Raw genomic sequence first — 19323 nt, forward strand, 5'->3', positions numbered from 1 at the left:
AGGCGTGAAGATGAATCAACCTCTGTCGCACCATTTGCTCACCATGGCTTACCAGAACGCCTGGGCCAATCACCGACTGGCCAAGGCCTGGAGTCAGTTGAGCGAAGATGAGCTGGCGGCACCCCGGGTCAGTTTTTTTCCCAGTCTCGGCGCCACCCTCAACCACATCCTGACCTGTGACTGGTTCTACGTGGATGCCCTTGAGCGCGAATTGCGCGGTGATGATCCCCATCCCGATTGCTTCGTGTTCTTCCAGGCGGACGAGCCCTTTACCCATGCCATCGATCTCAAGCGCGAACAGGCGCAAGTCGACCGGCGCCTGATTGCCTATTGCGAGCAAATGCGCGACGCCGACCTGGGCAAGATCGTGACCATCGCCCGGGACACGCCGCAATACGACAGCCGCCTGCGCCTGCTGTCGCATCTTTTCGAGCACCAGATCCATCATCGCGGGCAGGTCCACGCGATACTCAGCGGCACTTCGGTCAAGCCGCCGCAGCTGGACGAGTTTTTCTGTGCTGGGGAGTCGCACCTGCGGGCGGAAGATTTTGCCGAGCTGGGATGGACTGAGGCGTTGATTTGGGGGCATTAGGATCAAAAGATCGCAGCCTGCGGCCGCGCCTTGAAAGGCTGCGATCTTTTGAACTTCAGGCTTGTCGCCACAACCGCGCTCGCGATATGTTCGCCAGGCCTTCCAGCGCGAACAACGCACTGGGGCAAGTCATCGAGGATGGAAATGGATTCCGCAGAAATTCTTGTGCTTCAAGCCCGCTACACCAATGCGCTGCATGCCGAGGCGATTGGCCTGGTCTTGAACAGTTACGCCGAAGATCCAATGGGCGGTGGGCACTCCCTGCCAGCCACCGTACTGGAAAATCTGCCGGGTGAGTTGGCCAAGCGCCCCCATGCATTCAGCGTGCTGGCGTTTGTCGGCGGCGAGCCGGCCGGGCTGGTCAATTGCTTTGAAGGGTTTTCGACCTTTGCCTGCCGGCCATTGGTCAACGTGCATGACGTGGCGGTGGTGCCGAAGTTTCGCGGCCTGGGGCTGAGCCAGCGAATGCTGCACAAGGTCGAGGACATCGCCCGTCAGCGCGGCTGCTGCAAGATCACCCTGGAGGTGCTGGAAGGCAATGCGGTGGCGCAGGCCTCCTACGACAAGTTCGGTTTTGCCCCGGGCGAGTTCGATCCGGCCCACGGGCGCATGATGTTCTGGATCAAGCCTCTGTAATCCTGACGGTCATTGTGCGGGAGCGAGCTTGCTCGCGAAAAACTCAAGGACACGAGGGGTACCTGGTGCCCCTCGTTATCGTTGATGACCATCGTCGGAACGCCGCCCGGAGCAAGCTTGCTCCTGCAGACGGGCAGGCAGAGGTCAATCTTTCGGCCGATAGGACTCGGTCATTTGTGCGGTTTGATCGTCTGGCACCCGCAGCTCTTTCGCCTGGCCTGGGGTGATATTGCCCAGCGCCACTTGCTGGTTGTAGTGCAAGGTTTCGTAGTAGTAGCGCATGCGTTCGGCCCCGCCTTCGGCAAAGGCGCTGGTGGAGCCTAACGTCATCAGGATTGCGAGGATCAAGGTGGATCTTTTCATGGTGTGCCTCCCACTTGCAGATGTCGGATGCCGTTCGTCCATGAGTCGATGAATCAAAGTCGAGCGATCATTATCCGCCGATTCCGTTAAATGGGAATTAATACCTCTAGAGCTTCCAGTCGAGGCTCAGGGTCACCGTGCGCGGGTCACCCCAATACACGCCGTTGTAGAACCCGACGTTGTCGTAGTACTTCTTGTCGAGCAGGTTGTTGACGTTCAACGACGCCGACAGGTGCCGGTCGAATTCGTAGCGCGACATCAGGTTGACCACGGTGTAGGCCTCCTGCTGGATGTCCGTGCGTTCGCTGATCAGGCTGCCATCGGCGCGGCGTCCGACCGGGCGATTGGCGCTGCGGTAGATGTCGCTCTGCCAGTTCACCGCGGCGCCCACTGTCAGCGCCTGCCACTCCCCGGGCAGGTGCCAGGCCGTCGAGAAGCGCAGCATGTTCAACGGCTGAACCGTATTGGTCCGTTGTTTTTCACCGTCGACCGAATGGGTGTAGGTGTAACCGGCGGTCATGTTCCAGCCCTCCAGGACTTCGCCTGACAATTCGGCTTCGAAGCCTTGCACCTTGTTGCCTTTACCGCTGGATTTGTAGAACTCCTCGCCGGTCACCGGATCCGGTGGTACCGCGTCGTCCAGTTCCGCGACGTTGTCCTGCTTGCTCCAGAACAACGCGGTGGCCATGTTCAAGCGTTCTTCCAGCAGGCCGCCCTTGAGGCCCAGTTCATAGTTACTGCCGACCACCGGTTCGAGGTATTTGCGATTGCTGTCGCGGTTGGACTGCGGTTTGAAAATGTCGGTGTAGCTGACATAGACGGTGTACTCCGGGGTGAGGTCGTACAGCAGGCCGGCGTAAGGCGTCCACATATCGTTGTGTTCTTGACTGCTGTGATCGACCGCGCTCAATTGCAGGTTGGCGTCGTAGCTGTTGGTGGTGCTCGACGCTTTCCAGCTGCCATAGCGGCTGCCGATTACCGCATGCAGTTCATCGGTCAGGGTCAGGCGCGTGGCCAGGTAACCGGCTTTTTGCCGAGTGCTGTCTTTTGCGCCTGTCAGGCCGGTATCGGTGTCGCTGAACTTGGCGATGTTGCCCATGTATTTCCAGTCGGGGATGATTTCGTAATCCGCCGCCCTCGGGCCATCCACCAGGTAAGGCGAGTCTTCGCGACGCTCAGCCTCGCCATAACCGACCATCAATTGGTGTTCTCGACCGAACAGCGAGTAGGGGCCTGAGACGTTGAAGTCATAAGCCTTCATCTTTTGCGTGCCGAGCATGTGCCCAAGGTAGGCGGTCATGCCGCTGCGATCGGCATTCGGGAAACCGCCACCGCCGTAATAGATCTTGCCGTCGGTGTCGCTTTCGCGGTGGGTATACGCCGCCTTGAACTGCCAGCCGCCGCCCAGTTGATGATCGAGGTTGGCAAACGCGGTCTTGTCCTTGAGTGGCCAGGAGCTCCAGGAGGTGGCCATGTTAGTCGAGCGCCCGAGGTTGGCCTTGCTGCCGTCAGAGTTCCAGTACGGCACCGTGCCCCACGACGTGCCTTGCACATGTTTGTTCTGATAGTCGTAGCCCACCGCCAGGAGGGTGTCGTCGGTCAGGTCGGCTTCGAGCACCCCGTACCCGACTTCCCGTTGCTGCTGGTATTTGTCCCGGTAGGAGTCGCTGTCGCGGTAGGCCACCACCCCACGACCGCGCAGTCGCCCGTCGAAAGCCAGCGGGCCGCCGACGTCCAGGTAGCTGTAGTAGTCGTCATAGGTGCCGCCGCTGACGCCGCTCCTGGCTTCCCATTGTGCGGTCGGTCGCTTGCGCACCATGTTGATGGTCGCCGAGGGATCGCCGGCACCGGTGGTCAAGCCCGTCGCACCGCGGACTACCTCGATGCGGTCATAGATGATGGTGTCGGAATCGGACTTCATGTAGCTGAAGGTATTGAGCATGCCATCGATCTGGAAATTATTGATCGTGTAGCCGCGCGAGGAATAGCTGACCCGGTCAGAGTCGTTGTGCTGGACCACAATGCCGGTGGTCTGGCTCATCGCCTCGGACAGGCTGCCGAGTTTGAAGTCGTCCATCTGCTGGCGCGTGACCACGGATACCGATTGCGGTGTTTCCTTGATCGACAGGGGCAGCCGGGTGGCCGTACTCATGGAGCCGGTGGTGTACGAGTCGGTATTTTCGGTGGTGCTCCCCAGGCTCTGGGCGGTGACGTTGGTCGCTCCGAGCATGAGGGTTGGCGCCAGGGGCGCAGTCTCGGTATCGGCTTCAGCGAGCAGGTCCGGGCTCAGTGCGGCACCGCACAAGCCCAGGGTAAAAGTCATGGAACGGGTGATAGGCGCGAACATCGCGGCCGACTCCTTGTCGTCGAGGGAAAAATCCGTTGATTCAAAGACGAAGGAGGAGGGGGGGATTTAGGGGTAAACGAGAATTATTATTATTTTAGAGGTGTTTCCTACAGCGAAGAACAACGGTGGGAGCGGGCTTGCTCGCGAAAGCGGTGTGTCATTCAACACTGATGTCGACTGACACACCGCTTTCGCGAGCAAGCCCGCTCCCACAGGTTCTATTACTTTTGCACGACTTCGTGCACGGCTGGCGCCGCTTTAGGCTTGATCAGGCTGAAGTCGATCAATGGTCGCTGTTGACGCTCGTAAGGGTTGCCGATCAGCAAGGGGCGTGGCTTGAAGCTGTCACTGACCAGGCTCTTGCTGCGATCGAGTTCATCGAAGCTCAGGCCTGCCAGGTCTGCCCAGGTATGAATCAGGTGTGAGCTGCTGTAGGGGCGCCCCAAGTCCGCGGCGAAGTTCCAGTCGTGACTTTCGCGCCATTTGGGCGAGGCCCACGCCATGAACGGGATGGTGTACATCGGCGCTGTCGGCTTGCTCTCGTTGCGTCCCAGGGTGCCGTGTCCAGGGGAGTCGAAGACGTCTTCGCCGTGGTCGGAGAGGTACAGCAAAAAGCCGTTCGGATCAGACTTGGCGTAGTCCTTGATCAGGCTCGACACCACGAAGTCGTTGTACAGCACGGCGTTGTCATAGCTGTTGTACGTCGGCAGTTGATCGTCACGTACACCGGCTGGAACACCATTGCGGTCCTTGAACTTGTCGAAGGTCGAAGGGTAGCGGTACTGGTAGCTCATGTGCGTGCCGAGCAGATGCACCACGATCAGCTTGCGCGGTGCCGCGTCGGCCAGGGCCTTGTTGAACGGCTCGATCACGTCACCATCGTACTGGGCGGCATTCTGATTGCGGTTGTTGTTGAGGTACACCTGTTCGTCGGCCTGCTCGGAGAAGGTCGTGAGCATGGTGTTGCGCTTGGTCATGGTCTGCTGGTTGGTGATCCAGAACGTCTTGTAGCCGGCCTGTTTCATCATGGCGACCAATGACGGCGTGGACAGGTACAGCTCGGGGCTTTCTTCGTCGGCGAAGGTCAGCACCTGTTGCAGCGCTTCGATGGTGTAGGGGCGCGGCGTGATGACGTTATCGAAGACCGTCAGTTGATCCTTGAGCTTGTCCAGCTCAGGGGTGGTTTGCCGTGGGTAGCCGTACAGGCTCATGCGCTGACGGTTGGTCGACTCGCCGATCACCAGCACCAGGGTGGCCGGCTGGTTCGCCGTCGAATCCTTGAAGTTATGCAGCGGCGCCACCTTGCTCGCGCTGTGCAACATGTCCTGCATGCCGGCCAGGGTATCGAGGTAGCGATGATAAGCCACGGCCATCTGCCACGGCACCGCCGGCTCGATGCGGGTTTCGAATTTCTCGAAGCCCTCGGCGAAGCTGCCGGTACGCATCGTCTGCTTGACCAGCGGATAACCGACCACGGCAACCAGGATGGCGGCGGCTGCCACCAGGGCCTTGGTGCGCGGCAGGTACACCGGGCGCAAGCGGGTCCACAGGAAATAGCCCACTGCAGTGTGCGCGAGGAAGGCCGGTACCATCCACCAGGCAAAGTACTGGGTCATGTACTCGCCGGCTTCGGACACGTTCGATTCGAACATGATGAAGATGACGCTTTGGGAAAATTCCTGCTGATAGATGAAGAAGTAACCGAGGCTGGCCATCGAGCACGCCCACAGCACCACACCGATCGCGGCGGCCATCACCCGGGTTTGCCGGGGAAACAGCAGCATCGGCGCCAGCCAGATGGCACTCATCACGAACGCCTGGCGAAAGCCGGTGAAACCGGAGGTGCCGGTCAGCTGGATCAAGAGTTGGGTGATGCCGGAGAAATACCAGAAGAACAGGAATAGCCAGAGAAGTCCTGCCCAATCAAAACCTTTCGCAGACGTATCGCTGCGTTTAAACCAAGTCATTCAACGCTCCAGCCAGTCAATCACTACCACCGCCAAGCCACGCAGCCACCAAGACAACAGCGGCCGCGCACAGTCCAGGCGGCGCACATTGCGCCGGAGTATCAACAGGCGAATGTGAAAATTTCGTGAGTTTCCGCAGGTAAGGAGGGGGTGGTGCGTCGGAAGCAGTGCAATGCTGCTTCCGGTTTCGGCGAGGAGGTCAGGCGTGCGGTGCCCGTTGGGGCAGTGGCAAGGGCTGCTGGCCCTGGATCAGCAAGCGCAGTTGCGCCAGCTCCTGTTTCAACTGGTCGCGCTCGTCTTTCAACTGACGCAATTCCTCGCGACGGATAGTGACGTAAAGAGTTTGTGCTGGCAGTGCGGTGTGTACTGTGCCCATTGCTCACCTCGCAAATGGCGTGTCTCAACTGTAGGGTTGCCCGCCGAAATCGGTGGCTGATCTACTATCGGCGCCAATTTTGATTTCTTTTGCCCCCAAAGGGAACTTTTTTATTTTTCATGGTCGTTGTGTCTTTGGCACGATTCCCGACGTTATCCATCAGGATCGGGCACAATGCCCGGAAACTTCATGCCAACGCTCTGGACTAACCTCATGAGTCGCGTTGGGCTATAACCTTTGACACACTTTTATTTGTAGTAGGGAGCATCAGTACATGCAACTCGGGATTATTGGACTGGGCCGCATGGGCGGCAATATTGCGCGGCGCCTGATGCTCAACGGACATAGCACCGTTGTGTACGACCGCAATACCGCCTTCGTCGACACCTTGAGTGCAGAGGGCGCCACGGGCGTTGCCGATTTGCCGGCCCTGGTCGCTGGCCTGGCCAAGCCACGAGCGGTGTGGGTCATGCTGCCGGCAGGCGCACCGACCGAAGACACCATCGACAACCTGAGCACCTTGCTCGAAGCCGGCGATACCATCATCGACGGTGGCAACACCTTCTATAAGGACGATATTCGCCGGGCCAAGACCCTCGCGGAAAAAGGCCTGCACTACATCGACGTCGGCACCTCCGGTGGCGTCTGGGGCCTGGAACGCGGCTATTGCATGATGATCGGCGGCGATACCGAGACCGTCACACGTCTCGATCCGCTGTTCAAGTCCCTGGCGCCGGGCATGGGTGACATTCCGCGCACCAAGGACCGCAAATCCGATGACGATCGGGCCGAGCACGGCTACATCCACGCTGGTCCCGCCGGTGCCGGGCATTTCGTCAAGATGATTCACAACGGTATCGAGTACGGCATGATGCAGGCCTTTGCCGAAGGCTTCGACATCCTGAAAACCAAGTCCAGCGACATCCTGCCGCCAGAGCAGCGTTTCGACCTTAACGTTGCCGACATCGCCGAAGTCTGGCGTCGTGGCAGCGTGGTGTCCTCGTGGTTGCTCGACTTGACCGCCGACGCCCTGGCCAGCGATCCCAAACTCGACGGTTTTTCCGGTTCCGTAGCGGACAGCGGTGAGGGTCAGTGGACTATCGAAGCCGCCATGGAACAAGCCGTGCCGGTGCCAGTGCTGTCGAACTCGCTGTTCTCTCGTTACCGCTCGCGCGGCCAGGGCACCTTTGGTGACAAAGTCCTCTCGGCCCAGCGCTTCGGCTTCGGCGGCCACGTGGAGACAGCGAAAAAATGACCCATGGGATCCGCAGCAAATCCAAGACTGAACCCGCGCCACCCACCACGCTGTTCCTGTTCGGCGCCCACGGTGATCTGGTCAAGCGCCTGCTGATGCCGGCGCTGTACAACCTCAAGCGCGACGGTTTACTCGGGGATGGCCTGCGGATCATCGGCGTTGACCACAACGCCATCAGCGATGAAGGCTTCGCGAAGAAACTCGAAGACTTCATTCGCAGTGAGGTGGCCGGCAAAGTCGGCAAGGGCGATCAGTCCCTTGACCCGGATGTGTGGGCCAGACTCGCCAAGGGCATCAGCTACGTCCAGGGCGATTTCCTGGACGACAGCACTTATCACGCGCTGGCGGCGAAAATCGCCGACAGCGGCACAGGCAACGCGGTGTTCTACCTGGCCACCGCGCCACGCTTTTTCAGTGAAGTGGCGCGCCGTCTCGGCGCGTCCGGTTTGCTCGAAGAAAGTGCCGAGGCGTTCCGAAGAGTGGTGATCGAAAAGCCCTTCGGTTCCGACCTGCAAACGGCCGAGGCCTTGAACGCCTGCTTGCTCAAGGTCATGACGGAAAAGCAGATCTACCGGATCGATCACTATCTGGGCAAGGAGACCGTGCAGAACATTCTGGTCAGCCGGTTCTCCAACAGCCTGTTCGAAGCGTTCTGGAACAACCATTACATCGACCACGTGCAGATAACTGCCGCCGAGACCGTCGGCGTGGAAACCCGTGGCAGCTTTTACGAACACACCGGTGCCCTGCGGGACATGGTGCCCAATCATCTGTTCCAGTTGCTGGCAATGGTGGCCATGGAGCCACCGGCCGCGTTTGGCGCCGATGCGGTTCGCGGCGAGAAAGCCAAGGTGGTCGGCGCGATTCGTCCCTGGTCGGCGGAAGAAGCTCGGGCCAATTCCGTTCGCGGCCAGTACACCGCTGGCCAGATCAATGGCAAGCCACTGCCCGGTTATCGCCAGGAAGAGAAGGTGGCGCCCGACAGCAACACCGAAACCTATGTCGCGCTCAAGGTCATGATCGACAACTGGCGCTGGGTCGGCGTGCCGTTCTACCTGCGCACGGGCAAGCGCATGAGCGTGCGCGACACCGAGATCGTCATCTGCTTCAAGCCAGCGCCTTATGCGCAGTTCCGCGATACCGAAGTGGATGAGCTGGCGCCGACGTACCTGCGGATCCAGATTCAACCCAACGAGGGTATGTGGTTCGACCTGCTGGCCAAGCGGCCCGGCCAGGCCCTGAAGATGGACAACATCGAACTGGGGTTTGCCTACAAGGACTTCTTCGAAATGCAGCCGTCCACCGGCTATGAAACCCTGATCTACGACTGTCTGACCGGAGACCAGACGCTGTTCCAGCGCGCCGACAACATCGAGAACGGCTGGCGTGCCGTGCAGCCATTCCTGGACGCCTGGCAGCAGGATTCCAGCGTGCAGGGCTACGCTGCGGGTGAAGACGGACCGCAGGCCGCCAAAGAGCTGCTGGCACGCGACGGTCGCGTGTGGCACGGGCTTGGATGAGTGACGTGTCGCCACGTTGAACCGCGTTATCGTTCTTCGCGGGCAAGGCTCGCTCCTACAGGTCAATGTGATCATCTGTAGGCGCGTGGCTTGCCCGCGAAGGCGTCAGGCCTGCCAGCTTAAAGCCAGAAACTAACCGCGTACCAACCCAGAGTCCCCATCACCACCGTATACGGCAATGCCATCCACACCATCCGCCCATACGACAGGCGAATCAGCGGTGCAATCGACGATGTCAGCAGGAACAGGAACGCCGCCTGGCCATTGGGCGTCGCTACGCTGGGCAAGTTGGTGCCAGTGTTGATCGCAATCGCCAGGGTCTCGAAATGCTCGCGACTCATGTGTCCGGAGACGAAGGCCTGTTTCACTTCGGTGATGTAGATGGTCGCTACGAACACGTTGTCGCTGATGGCCGAAAGAAGGCCGTTGGCGATGTACAGCATGCCCGGTTGTTGATCGGCGGGCAGGGCCAGTACCCAATGGATCAGCGGTGTGAACAACTGTTGATCGTGGATCACTGCCACCACGGCGAAGAACACCACCAGCAGCGCCGTGAACGGCATGGCGTCCTTGAATGCAGTGCCCAGGCGGTGCTCGTCGGTAATGCCGGTGAACGCGGTGATCAGCACGATCACCATCAGCCCGATCAGGCCCACTTCCGCCACGTGAAAGGCCAGCCCGGCAATCAGGATCAGGGCGGCCACGCCTTGCACGAGCAACGCTGCGCGCTGGCGCGCGGTGCGCTCGGCATTGTCCTGGGCGGCGTAACTGGCCAGCACGGTGCGTACGTTGTCCGGCAGCAATGTACCGTAGCCAAACCAGCGCAGTTTTTCCAACAGGACGCAGGTGACCAGGCCCGCGACCAGCACCGGCAAGGAAACGGGCGCGACTTTCTGGAAGAATTCGGCGAAGTGCCAGCCCATCTCATGGCCAATCAACAGGTTCTGCGGCTCGCCCACCAGGGTGCACACGCCACCCAGCGCCGTGCCCACGGCACCGTGCATCAACAGGCTGCGCAAAAACGCGCGGAACTGCTCAAGGTCAGCGTGGTGCAGGGTAGGCAGGTGTTGGTCATCGCTGTATTCGCTGTCCTGGCGCGGATCGCTACCCGAAGCGACGCGGTGGTACACCGAGTAAAAGCCGACGGCGGCACTGATGATCACCGCGGTCACGGTCAGGGCATCGAGAAACGCCGAGAGGAACGCCGACAAAAAGCAGAACATCAGCGCCAGCAGGGCCTTGCTGCGCACACCGAGCAGCAGGCGCGAGAACAGGAACAGCAACAGGTCTTTCATGAAATAGATACCCGCCACCATGAACATCAGCAGCAGGATCACCGGGAAGTTGTGCAGCAACTCGTCATAGAGCGCCTTGGGTGTGGTCATTTCGAGCAGCAACGCTTCGACCAGCAGCAAGCCGCCGGGCATCAGCGGATAACACTTGAGGGCCATGGCCAGGGTGAAAATGAACTCCAGCACCAGCAACCAGCCCGCCACCACCGGCCCTGCGGTCCATAACACCAGGGCGTTGAGAATCAGGAAACCGACAATGCAGGCCTTGTACCAGCGCGGTGAGTTGCCGAGAAAATTGTGCGCGAACGCCTGGACCATCGAGCCGGACATCGGCTACTCCTTGTATTAAGAAGCGCGCAACTTGCCGTAAGCCGCAAAGAAGATCAAGCGTAGGAGAAGACCATCGAATTACACCCGGTAGCGTGCGACGATCGCCCGGTAATTGCCGTCCAGCGAATAGCCACCTACAAGGACGTTACCATCGTCCTGCACGGCGACTGACGTGGCCGTGTCGAGGCTGCGGCCCAGGCGGGTGCGCACCCATCCGCTGGCGTTACCAAAATCGCCATCAAGTTGCCCGTCTGGCAGGTATCGACCCAATATAAAGTCGGCTTCGACGCCGCCAATGGTGGCGCCGACGGTCATTACGCTGCCGTCCGGTTGTACTTGGGCGGCGGTCCATTGGCAGCCGCTGTGGCCGATTTCCAGCAATTGCGCCTGTCCGCCATTGCAGTGATGGTCCGGGCGACCATTAAGGTGCAGTTTCAGGGCCAGACAGCGCATGGGGTCGCGACTGCTGCCAACACAGAGTATGTCGCCATTGTCCTGCTGGACGATCTGACTGACCTGGGCACCGTGGCCGTTCGCCGAGAAGCTCATGAAGCCATCCAGGGCAAAGCTGTTGTCGAGGCTGCCATCGGCGTGATACCTGGCCACCAGGCCTTCTTGCGGGAAATTGATCGATCCACCCACCAGGATGCGACCGTCGTGTTGCATTGTCACGTTGCTGAGCCAGGTATTCATCAGCAGGTGCCTGACCATCACGAAGCCACGGCCATTGAAGGCGCTGTCCAATGAGCCATCGTTATTCAGCCGTATCAGCATGGCGGCATGATCGGCCAGCTCGAAGTGATGGTTGGCCACCAGCAGTATTCGACCGTCCTCCTGCACGTCGACACTGCAAGCCTCAGCGCCCGGTACGCCCGGGGGCAGCCAGACATCACGCATGCCCCGGGACAAATTACCTGGCAGACGCACCACACAGCGGCCATTGTCGCCAAAACGCTGGACCGGTTGGCCTTGCGGGTCAAACAGCGCCAGGGCGGGGAGCGTGCGGTGTTCGCTTTCATATTGCAGGCCGGCGATCAGGATGTTGCCGTCGGCCAGCACCCGCACCTTGCCGCCCATTGCCTCAAAGCCCTGTTCGAATTGCCCGATGACGCTGCCCTGCTTGCCAAAGGCCAGATCCGCCGAGCCGTCCTTCAGCAAACGCGCCAGGCCAAAGCGGCTGCCGCCAGGCATGGTGACCTTTGCCGCCACCAGCAGTCGCCCCTGCGAATCGATCGCGATGTCGTTGGCCAGGCTTGAACTGCTGCCGAAGAAATACACCTGGGTGGTGCCTTTGGCAGCGAAGGTAGGGTCAAGCTTTCCTGCATCAGGGACTGTTGCGGGGAAAGCCAAAGCGGACTGGATTGACATGCACGCATCTCCTTGCGAGTCGTCCTGATCCAGAAGTTGGGGTGGCGACTATCAAGAGATTATTCAATCCCTGAATGATTAAATGCACAACTGTCAGAAGTTACAGGTGGAGGGTCGTTGTGTGCCACAACAGTGTCTTTTCGAACCAAAGACTAGCCAGCAAAGAATCCAGGAAGCGTCGAAGTTCATGTAAGGAGCCGTCTTAAGTGTACCTGGCATGCAAAACACGCAACTTAGGACAAGGGCAGGGCGCGGATTACCCCGGAGTAATCCGCAACACAATTACTGTGGCATCGACCACGATTGCAGTGTGTAGCCTTCTTCGCTCAGTTCGGCGCGGGCTTGTTCCAGCAGGCTTTCAAGCTGCGCTGGATCGCTGTAGGCGCTGCTCGGGATCTGCTTGCGTCCAATGTTGTTACTGGTGCGATCGATAACGGTCAGTGTCAGTTCGCCATTCCCGTCCTGCGGGGCCCAGGCTACGCATTTGAATGGTTGAAATGCACGGTCGGCAATCAGAAGAGCTTCGTTGACACGGAGCGGGGCGTTCATAGGTCGTCTCTCTATAGGCCCAATCAAGTCAGTGGCCGTCGGTTGGGCTTACCGTTCGGCTGGTACTTGTACTGATGCCCGCAACCGGGGTTCGGGTCACACTCAATCAAAAGAAATTTCAACTTTCTTTTATATCCGCGTCAATCGGGGGTGCGTTGAAAGCTCAATGAAAGAAAAGAAACCTCAGGTCGCTGGAAAAACCTGTTTCTTATAACTCATTGCGCAGTACGCCTATAGTCAATCGGTACAAGCGCCTGTCAAATTCTTGCTAATGTTACAGCCAGGTCCGCCAAATGACTGTTTTTAATAAAAAATCCTAAAATTTGGCGTCAAGGAAATCACATGAACGAAGCGCCTGCGTCAAGACGTTTATTAGTGGTGGATCCCTGCGACGACTGCCATCGCCTGTTGCCGGGATTACGTTCCGTGGGTTGGGATGTTGACAGCTGCTCGCTGGACAATGCCGCCGATCGGAGCTGTGACGTGGGCCTGTTACGACTGCAGCCCTTTCACCTTGAACATCCGGATACGGTCAAGGAAGTGATCAGCCGCAGCGGTACCGAGTGGATCGCCGTGCTCAATCAGGATGTCCTGCGACTCCAGAACGTCGGGGACTTTGTCTGCGAGTGGTTTTTCGATTTTCATACCTTGCCGTTTGATGTCTCCAGGGTCCAGGTCACGCTGGGCCGGGCCTTCGGCATGGCGCGCCTGCGCGGGCAGGGCACGGTTCACATCGACCAGCCCGAACACGAGCTGCTGGGCGACAGCAAGCCTATACGCGAATTGCGCAAGCTTTTAAGCAAGCTGGCGCCCACCGAGTCGCCAGTGTTGATTCGTGGCGAAAGCGGCACAGGCAAGGAACTGGTAGCCCGCACGCTGCATCGGCAATCCTTGCGCCACAGCAAACCCTTTGTCGCGATCAATTGCGGGGCGATTCCCGAGCACCTGATCCAGTCCGAACTGTTCGGCCACGAGAAGGGGGCCTTTACAGGCGCCCATCAGCGCAAGATCGGGCGGATCGAAGCGGCCAACGGTGGCACACTGTTTCTCGACGAGATCGGTGATCTGCCCCTGGAGCTGCAGGCGAGCCTGTTGCGGTTTCTCCAGGAAAAACACATCGAGCGGGTGGGCGGCAGTCAGCCGATTCCGGTGGATGTGCGGGTGTTGGCGGCAACCCACGTGGATCTTGAAGCGGCGATCGAGAAGAAAAGCTTTCGCGAAGATCTGTATTACCGCCTGAACGTATTGCAGGTCGCGACTTCGCCCCTGCGAGAGCGCAATGGCGACCTGTCAATGCTGGCCAACCATTTTTCCCATTTCTACAGCCATGAAACCGGCCGCCGTCCGCGCAGTTTCAGTGAAGACGCCCTGATTGCCATGGGCAAACATGACTGGCCGGGCAATGTTCGTGAACTGGCCAACCGGGTCCGTCGCGGTCTGGTCCTGGCCGAAGGCAGGCAGATCGAAGCGCGCGACCTGGGGCTGATCAGCCATCATGCCATCGCCGCGCCGATGGGCACGCTGGAAGACTACAAGCACCGGGCAGAGCGTCAGGCCTTGTGTGATGTGCTTAACCGCCACAGCGACAACCTGAGCATTGCCGCCAAGGTGTTGGGCATCTCCAGGCCGACCTTCTACCGTTTGTTGCACAAGCATCAGATCCGCTAACCGCCACATCAACAAAGCCCCGTTGCGATGAAAGTCGCAACGGGGCTTTGTCGTGGATCAGAAGTAGTACGGGAATTTCAGGCTGAAGGAGAAGTCCGGCGAGTCGTCGGTCAGGCCGATGGCCAGGTTGGGCACGATTGTCAGGTTGTCGGAGGCTGCCAGGGTCATGCCGATGTTGAAGTTGGCCGAGTTGTAGTCGCTGTTGGAAATCGATTGCCATTCGCCGCCGTCCGGCTTGATCTTGCTCTTGCGGGCGAACTGGTCGGTGAAGGAGAACGACATACTCATCTTCTCGTTCAAGGCGAACGCAATACCGGCGCCGACCTGCCAGGAATTGCCCAGTTTCACGTCCCCGGGCACCTTGGTGTTGACCGTAGGGCTGATGTCGCTGAAAGAGTCCTCCATGTTGTAGGTGTAGGCCAGGCTGCCGAACAGCACGGCCGGGTCGAAGGTCTTGACCAGCGAGATACCCGGGGTGATCGCCCAGACGCCGTTGCCGGTCGGCAAGTCCTCGGGGACCGCGAGGTTGTCGTTGCCCGGAACCTCCACCAGCTTGATGCCGTAGGGATCATCCCCGGTCGGCGCCTTGAGGCGCAGGGTCACCACCGCGTCGGGCAGGTTGACCGATTCATCGAGGAACTTGTAGGCAACGCCAACGTTGATATCGCCGATGGTGGGGTCGCGGGTAACGGTTTCGTCTGAAACCCCATTGGCGGCGCCACCGGCGCCACCGGATGAATAGGTAGATTCGCGATAGACCACGGGGACGTTGATGTCGAACTGCCAGCGTTGCGCCACGTTATAGCGGGCGGTCAGGTCGAGGGTCCAGTTATCCGCCTTGATGCGGTCGAGGTTGATGTTGCCGAGGAAAATCGAGTCCAGGGCGAGGAAGCCGTTGAGCGTCAACGCACGGGTATCGTAGTGGGTGTAGGTCAGGCCGGTTTCCACGCTGAACTTGCCGCCACCGAAGAAGCCGCTGGCTTCGTCGTACAGGTTGGATACGCTCTGTGCCGGTTCCGAGTCGTCCTTGAGCGACTGCCCGTAGGAACTGCCCGTGGTGCCAGGTGCGCCGGCAGCTACCGTCTGGCCACCTTTGGGCGTTTCGGCGGGAGATTTGGTCAAGCGTTTGGGAGCGGGTGTCGCCGGTGCCTCTTCGACTTGTCGAACGCGCTGCTCGAGGACCATCAGCGCGTTCTGTTGTGCTTCGTAACGCTGTTTCAGCTCCATGAGTTCTTGTTTTAGTGCTTCGACCTGGGGGTCCGGTGCTGCGTAAAGCAATGAAGCCGGGGCCAGGCTACTCAAACAGACGATAGCTCTGATCGTTAACATTCGATGCATGGGTTAGCCGTCCCTTCTGACTACATTTGATGAGACTCAGCGTAGATCAGAATCCTTGAGTGCGAAGACCTTTGAGTTGGTCGAGGTTGCCGTTCAGGGAGCCAGCGGTCGCCGCGTTGTCACGCAGCACGATATTCAAGGACGTGAGGTTCCTGACCTGGTTGCTGCTGCCGAGCAACGTCGTGTTCTGCATCAGGCCCCCCTGGGCCAGGCGCTGCACGGTACTGCCCTGGTTGTTGCTGGCCAGGATGTTGAGTTGCACCCCCGTACCGCTCGAGGAAACGCTGAGCGAGCCCGCGCCATTGGCACCGACCAGCGTCGAGCCCGCGGCCAGGGCCTGGCCTTGCGGTTGCGAGGCTGGCGCCTGGTTGGCCTTGGAGACGTTGATGTCCACATTGTTGTAGGCACTGTTGTTGTCGCCGGCAGCCCGCACGACCTGGGTGACGCCTTCGGTGCTGTTGAGGCCGGCGCCACCGGTGACACTGCCGGTGCCGGCGCTTTGACTATGGGCCGAGCCATAGCCTTTTTCGTCGATCATCGTCACGTAGAACTGTGGCTTGATGGTCGATTGCTGAATTTGCATCGAGGACGTCGCGCCGATCACTTCACCATTGGCATTTTGCCAGGTGCTGGTCATGGCAATGCCAAAACTGATGATCCGCCCCGGCATCACATAACGACCGCGCAGGCTGGCCAGTTCATGGTCGTTCAGTTCGATGGGTTTCAATAGTTCCGCATGGGTCGGCAGGCTGGCGGCCAGGCAAACCACGGCCAGCCAGATTGGAGTCTTCATTGGATACTCCCGGAGCTTCGTGCTCGTTATTTTTTATAAAAAGCGTTATTAGAAGAAGTCGCTCTGGATAAATCCGAAATCCATCAAATCTGCGTCCTGCACCGGGCTGAAGGCGTTGACGCGGTTCTTGGCGGACAGTGGCAGTGGCGGGTCGAGCAATGCATTGGTCTTGTCGTAGCCTTGGCCGATGACGGCAAAGATGATGCCGTTCCAGCCTTTGACAAAGTCATCGACCTTGTAGCGTTTGTGCCCCAGGACCGGGTCTCCGATGTATACCCAGCCGTTCTGGACCCTTTGCATGACCACAAAATGCTTGTAGCCACGGATGTCCAGGAGCACCACCACCGGGATCTTGATATCGCTCAGGGTTTCCGTCGCTACCCGGTAGCCTCGGGCGCGCATGCCGATACTTTCCACGTAGCGCTTCATGTCGAGCATGGAGAAGCCCTGGACGCGGACCAGATCCTGGTCGGAGTGTGACAGCATGCCTTCGATGATCTGTTCTTCGTCTACGTCCAGCCAATAGGCCTGGCGCAAGATGGTCGCCAGCGCTGCGGCGCCGCAACTGAAGTCGGTTTTCTGTTGCACCAGGTCGGCAAATTTGCGCTCGCGTACGCTCTGGATCGGCTTGTACACCAACCCTCCGCCCGGCAGGACGGACAGCGGCAGTTGTGCCGCCTCGATCACACTGGCCACGCAAAGCAAAAATGCCAAGGCGATAATGCGCATGGTGGGACGCCTTCTGGTCGGGTTGAAAAAGGCCCCCGGAAGGGGGCCTCCACAGACAGCATTAGAACGATTGGTTGGAGATGGCCAACGAGTTGCTTTGTTGGTTGCCCACACCTGCCGCCACGTTGACGCCCAGGTTGCCGCTGCCACCGTTCACCGAACCGCTCAGGGTTGCAGTGTTGGTTACAGGGTTGGCCCAGCCAGTTGGAGTCAGCACTTGATAAGAGTAGGTGTTGCTCAAATCATAAGAGCTGCTTTCACTGAAGCTTTTCGCTTTGTCGTACGCAGATTCGGACGACTTGCTGCCCGATTTATCGTACGAGGACGCGGTCGACTTCTCGTACGAGCTATCGAACGATTTGTCGAACGCCGATTCGCGAGACTTATCGTACGAAGATTCGTGCGAACGGTCATACGAAGAGTCGCGCGAATGGTCATACGAGGAATCGCGCGAACGGTCATACGAGGAATCGCGCGTTACGTCGAACGACTTGTTAACCGCTACGTCAAGCGTTGCATCAAGCGAAGCGTTAAGCGATGCGTCTGAACTGCTGCTGCGGGTGCGATCACCAAAGCCAAAATTGACGGTGGTGGAATTCGAAGCCGCTGCAGAAGCGTCCAGCGTTGCGCCCAGGGAGGCATTCAGAGAAGCACTCGAAGAACCGCTTGCACTGGCGCTGTTGGAACCGCTTGCAGTACTGCTGTGGGAACCGCTGGCATTGCTGCTGTTGGAACCGCTTGAAGCGCTGCTGTTGGAACCACTGGCACTGCTGCTGTTGGAACCGCTGATATCAGCACTGAACGAACCACTGGCGTCGGAGCTCCTGGATCCGGCTGCAGCCCAGCTCGAAGAGTTGCTTTGACTGCCGCTGGCTTCGAAGGACTTGTCGCGAGAGAAACTACCGGTGGCGGTTTTGGTAACCGTAATGGTATCTACGCGATAGGTCCGGTCAGCGGTGTTGTTCACTGTCAGGCCAGGACCGTCTTGATTGGCGGAGGCGGTGGCTCTTGCGCTACCGAGTGGAGCATTGGTATTGGCAATGGCCATGGTGTTTTTCTGTTGGTTCAGATCGCCACCAGCAATGTTGATACCCACGTTACCGCTGCTGCCGTCGGCGGATCCACTCATCACGGCAGAGTTGGTTACGCCGAAGTTGTCGACGCGGTTACGGTTGCTGGTTTGCCTTACGTCAGCGGTGGCAGTGGCCATGCCGAACACAAAGCTGTTATCGATCGCGGCATTGTCGGAGGCTGCGTTGGCGATGGCAGCGGCGTTGTCTTGCTGGTTGCCGGAACCTGCCGCCACGTTGACGCCGACGTTGCCGCTTGCGCCTGCGGCCGAACTGCTCATCTCGGCCGAGTTTTCTACCCCTTCATTCCAGATGCGGTTGCCGGTACTGCTTTGTCTATCGCGCGCGTCGGCAGTCGCGCTGATAGGGACCATTTTTGCAGGAGGGGTGTGGTGGCCACCATTGTGATGGTTACCACGCCTATCGTTTTGCCCAGCTTGTACAGCAACAGCCATGACCGCAGCAATTGCGAAAACCAGAGGCTTTAATGCCATCGAAGGTTTCATGGTGATTCTCCGTACTTATTTTAGGTTAAGTGTTGTTTTTACCTATTTGGGTCAATCCACGACCCGTACGCTCAGGGTATTGGCCATTCGGTTTCCCACCCCGGCGCTCTGATTCACCTGAATCACCCCACGGCTACCGGTGAAAGCCTGGTCACTGGTAGTGACCTGGCGATAGCCGGGTGCAGAGTCAGATGGATCGGAGTTGTAGAGCAGCGTCACGTTCTGTTGCATGAGGACGCTGTCGTCGATACTTTGCGGCTGCTCACTGGTGCTTATGCGCAGCGCATTGGCTTGCTGGTTGCTGGCACCCGCACTCTGGTTGACGCCCAATGCGCCATTGCCATGGCTGAAGGAGTCGCCTTGAATGCTGGCGTGGGCATCGATCCTGGGATCGACAATGGTGCGCAACCGTTGGCGAATATCCGTGGTCGCGCTGGCGTCACGGCCAACGGCGAAGGCCCTGGCGTTCGCCTGTTGCTGCAAATCGCCGGCCGCCTGGTTGACCCCGACGTTGCCTTGGTACTGCGCGCCCGAATTGTCGATGGTGGCGTTATCAATGACGGGGGATTGGGCGAAGGTCGAAGCACTGCAAAACATGGCGATCATCAGCAGCGTACGATTCAT

General features: G+C 59.2%; 17 protein-coding genes. 5 read left to right on the forward strand and 12 right to left on the reverse strand.

The features are described 5' to 3' along the window. Positions 1–10: 10 nt before the first annotated feature. Positions 11–592: a DinB family protein gene (locus BKX96_RS07990; RefSeq protein WP_077183305.1), complete on the forward strand. Its 582-nt coding sequence runs from the start codon at positions 11–13 to the stop codon at positions 590–592. A 144-nt stretch (positions 593–736) separates the two neighbouring features. Beyond that, positions 737–1228: a GNAT family N-acetyltransferase gene (locus BKX96_RS07995; RefSeq protein ID WP_046820026.1), complete on the forward strand. Its 492-nt coding sequence runs from the start codon at positions 737–739 to the stop codon at positions 1226–1228. A 144-nt stretch (positions 1229–1372) separates the two neighbouring features. Here BKX96_RS07995 and BKX96_RS08000 read toward each other — a convergent pair whose 3' ends face one another. The 4 genes from BKX96_RS08000 to BKX96_RS32825 form a co-directional block, all read right to left on the reverse strand. Next, entirely contained in the window at positions 1373–1591 is a 219-nt protein-coding gene (locus BKX96_RS08000) for a hypothetical protein (protein WP_046820025.1), read from the reverse strand. A 106-nt stretch (positions 1592–1697) separates the two neighbouring features. Next, the gene (locus BKX96_RS08005; RefSeq protein WP_077183306.1) at positions 1698–3938 is read right to left on the reverse strand and encodes a TonB-dependent siderophore receptor; all 2241 of its coding nucleotides are present in this window, start codon (positions 3936–3938) and stop codon (positions 1698–1700) included. A gap of 221 nt (positions 3939–4159) precedes the next feature. Then, entirely contained in the window at positions 4160–5905 is a 1746-nt protein-coding gene (locus BKX96_RS08010) for a phosphoethanolamine transferase CptA (RefSeq protein ID WP_077183307.1), read from the reverse strand. Between the two features lie 199 nt (positions 5906–6104). Continuing rightward, complete coding sequence (locus BKX96_RS32825; RefSeq protein ID WP_162837848.1) at positions 6105–6281, reverse strand: DUF6026 family protein; 177 nt, start codon at positions 6279–6281, stop codon at positions 6105–6107. Between the two features lie 274 nt (positions 6282–6555). Between BKX96_RS32825 and gnd the strand changes: the two genes are divergently transcribed. Both gnd and zwf read left to right on the forward strand, forming a co-directional pair. Further along, positions 6556–7536 carry a phosphogluconate dehydrogenase (NAD(+)-dependent, decarboxylating) gene (gene gnd, locus BKX96_RS08015; protein WP_077183308.1) on the forward strand — a complete coding sequence of 327 codons (981 nt, stop codon included), beginning with the start codon at positions 6556–6558 and terminating at the stop codon, positions 7534–7536. Next, positions 7533–9056, forward strand: coding sequence for a glucose-6-phosphate dehydrogenase (gene zwf / locus BKX96_RS08020; RefSeq protein ID WP_046820021.1), 1524 nt, complete (start codon positions 7533–7535; stop codon positions 9054–9056). Before gnd ends, zwf begins: the two co-directional genes overlap by 4 nt. A gap of 119 nt (positions 9057–9175) precedes the next feature. On the opposite strand, the gene nhaB is transcribed toward zwf, so the two are convergent. The 3 genes from nhaB to BKX96_RS08035 form a co-directional block, all read right to left on the reverse strand. Next, positions 9176–10678, reverse strand: coding sequence for a sodium/proton antiporter NhaB (gene nhaB / locus BKX96_RS08025; protein WP_077183309.1), 1503 nt, complete (start codon positions 10676–10678; stop codon positions 9176–9178). A gap of 78 nt (positions 10679–10756) precedes the next feature. Next, the gene (locus BKX96_RS08030) at positions 10757–12046 is read right to left on the reverse strand and encodes a hypothetical protein (RefSeq protein ID WP_077183310.1); all 1290 of its coding nucleotides are present in this window, start codon (positions 12044–12046) and stop codon (positions 10757–10759) included. A 282-nt stretch (positions 12047–12328) separates the two neighbouring features. Continuing rightward, positions 12329–12595 (reverse strand): hypothetical protein, encoded by a 267-nt coding sequence (locus BKX96_RS08035; RefSeq protein WP_046820018.1) that lies wholly within the window; start codon positions 12593–12595, stop codon positions 12329–12331. A 342-nt stretch (positions 12596–12937) separates the two neighbouring features. Between BKX96_RS08035 and BKX96_RS08040 the strand changes: the two genes are divergently transcribed. Continuing rightward, positions 12938–14263 carry a sigma-54 dependent transcriptional regulator gene (locus tag BKX96_RS08040; protein ID WP_046820017.1) on the forward strand — a complete coding sequence of 442 codons (1326 nt, stop codon included), beginning with the start codon at positions 12938–12940 and terminating at the stop codon, positions 14261–14263. Between the two features lie 57 nt (positions 14264–14320). Here the strand turns inward: BKX96_RS08040 and fapF are convergent, their stop codons facing one another. The 5 genes from fapF to fapB form a co-directional block, all read right to left on the reverse strand. Then, a complete protein-coding gene (gene fapF / locus BKX96_RS08045; protein ID WP_077183311.1) occupies positions 14321–15601 on the reverse strand; it encodes a fibril amyloid transporter FapF in 1281 nt (426 codons plus the stop codon). 46 nt (positions 15602–15647) lie between these two features. Next, entirely contained in the window at positions 15648–16394 is a 747-nt protein-coding gene (gene fapE, locus BKX96_RS08050) for a fibril amyloid subunit FapE (protein ID WP_077183312.1), read from the reverse strand. A gap of 48 nt (positions 16395–16442) precedes the next feature. Continuing rightward, a complete protein-coding gene (gene fapD / locus BKX96_RS08055) occupies positions 16443–17123 on the reverse strand; it encodes a fibril amyloid maturation endopeptidase FapD (protein ID WP_046820014.1) in 681 nt (226 codons plus the stop codon). 61 nt (positions 17124–17184) lie between these two features. Continuing rightward, a complete protein-coding gene (gene fapC, locus BKX96_RS08060; protein WP_077183313.1) occupies positions 17185–18699 on the reverse strand; it encodes an amyloid-like fimbrin subunit FapC in 1515 nt (504 codons plus the stop codon). 51 nt (positions 18700–18750) lie between these two features. Further along, complete coding sequence (gene fapB / locus BKX96_RS08065) at positions 18751–19323, reverse strand: fibril amyloid subunit FapB (RefSeq protein ID WP_077183314.1); 573 nt, start codon at positions 19321–19323, stop codon at positions 18751–18753.

Origin of the sequence: Pseudomonas putida, assembly GCF_001976065.1 — a bacterium.
Classification (GTDB): domain Bacteria; phylum Pseudomonadota; class Gammaproteobacteria; order Pseudomonadales; family Pseudomonadaceae; genus Aquipseudomonas; species Aquipseudomonas serbica.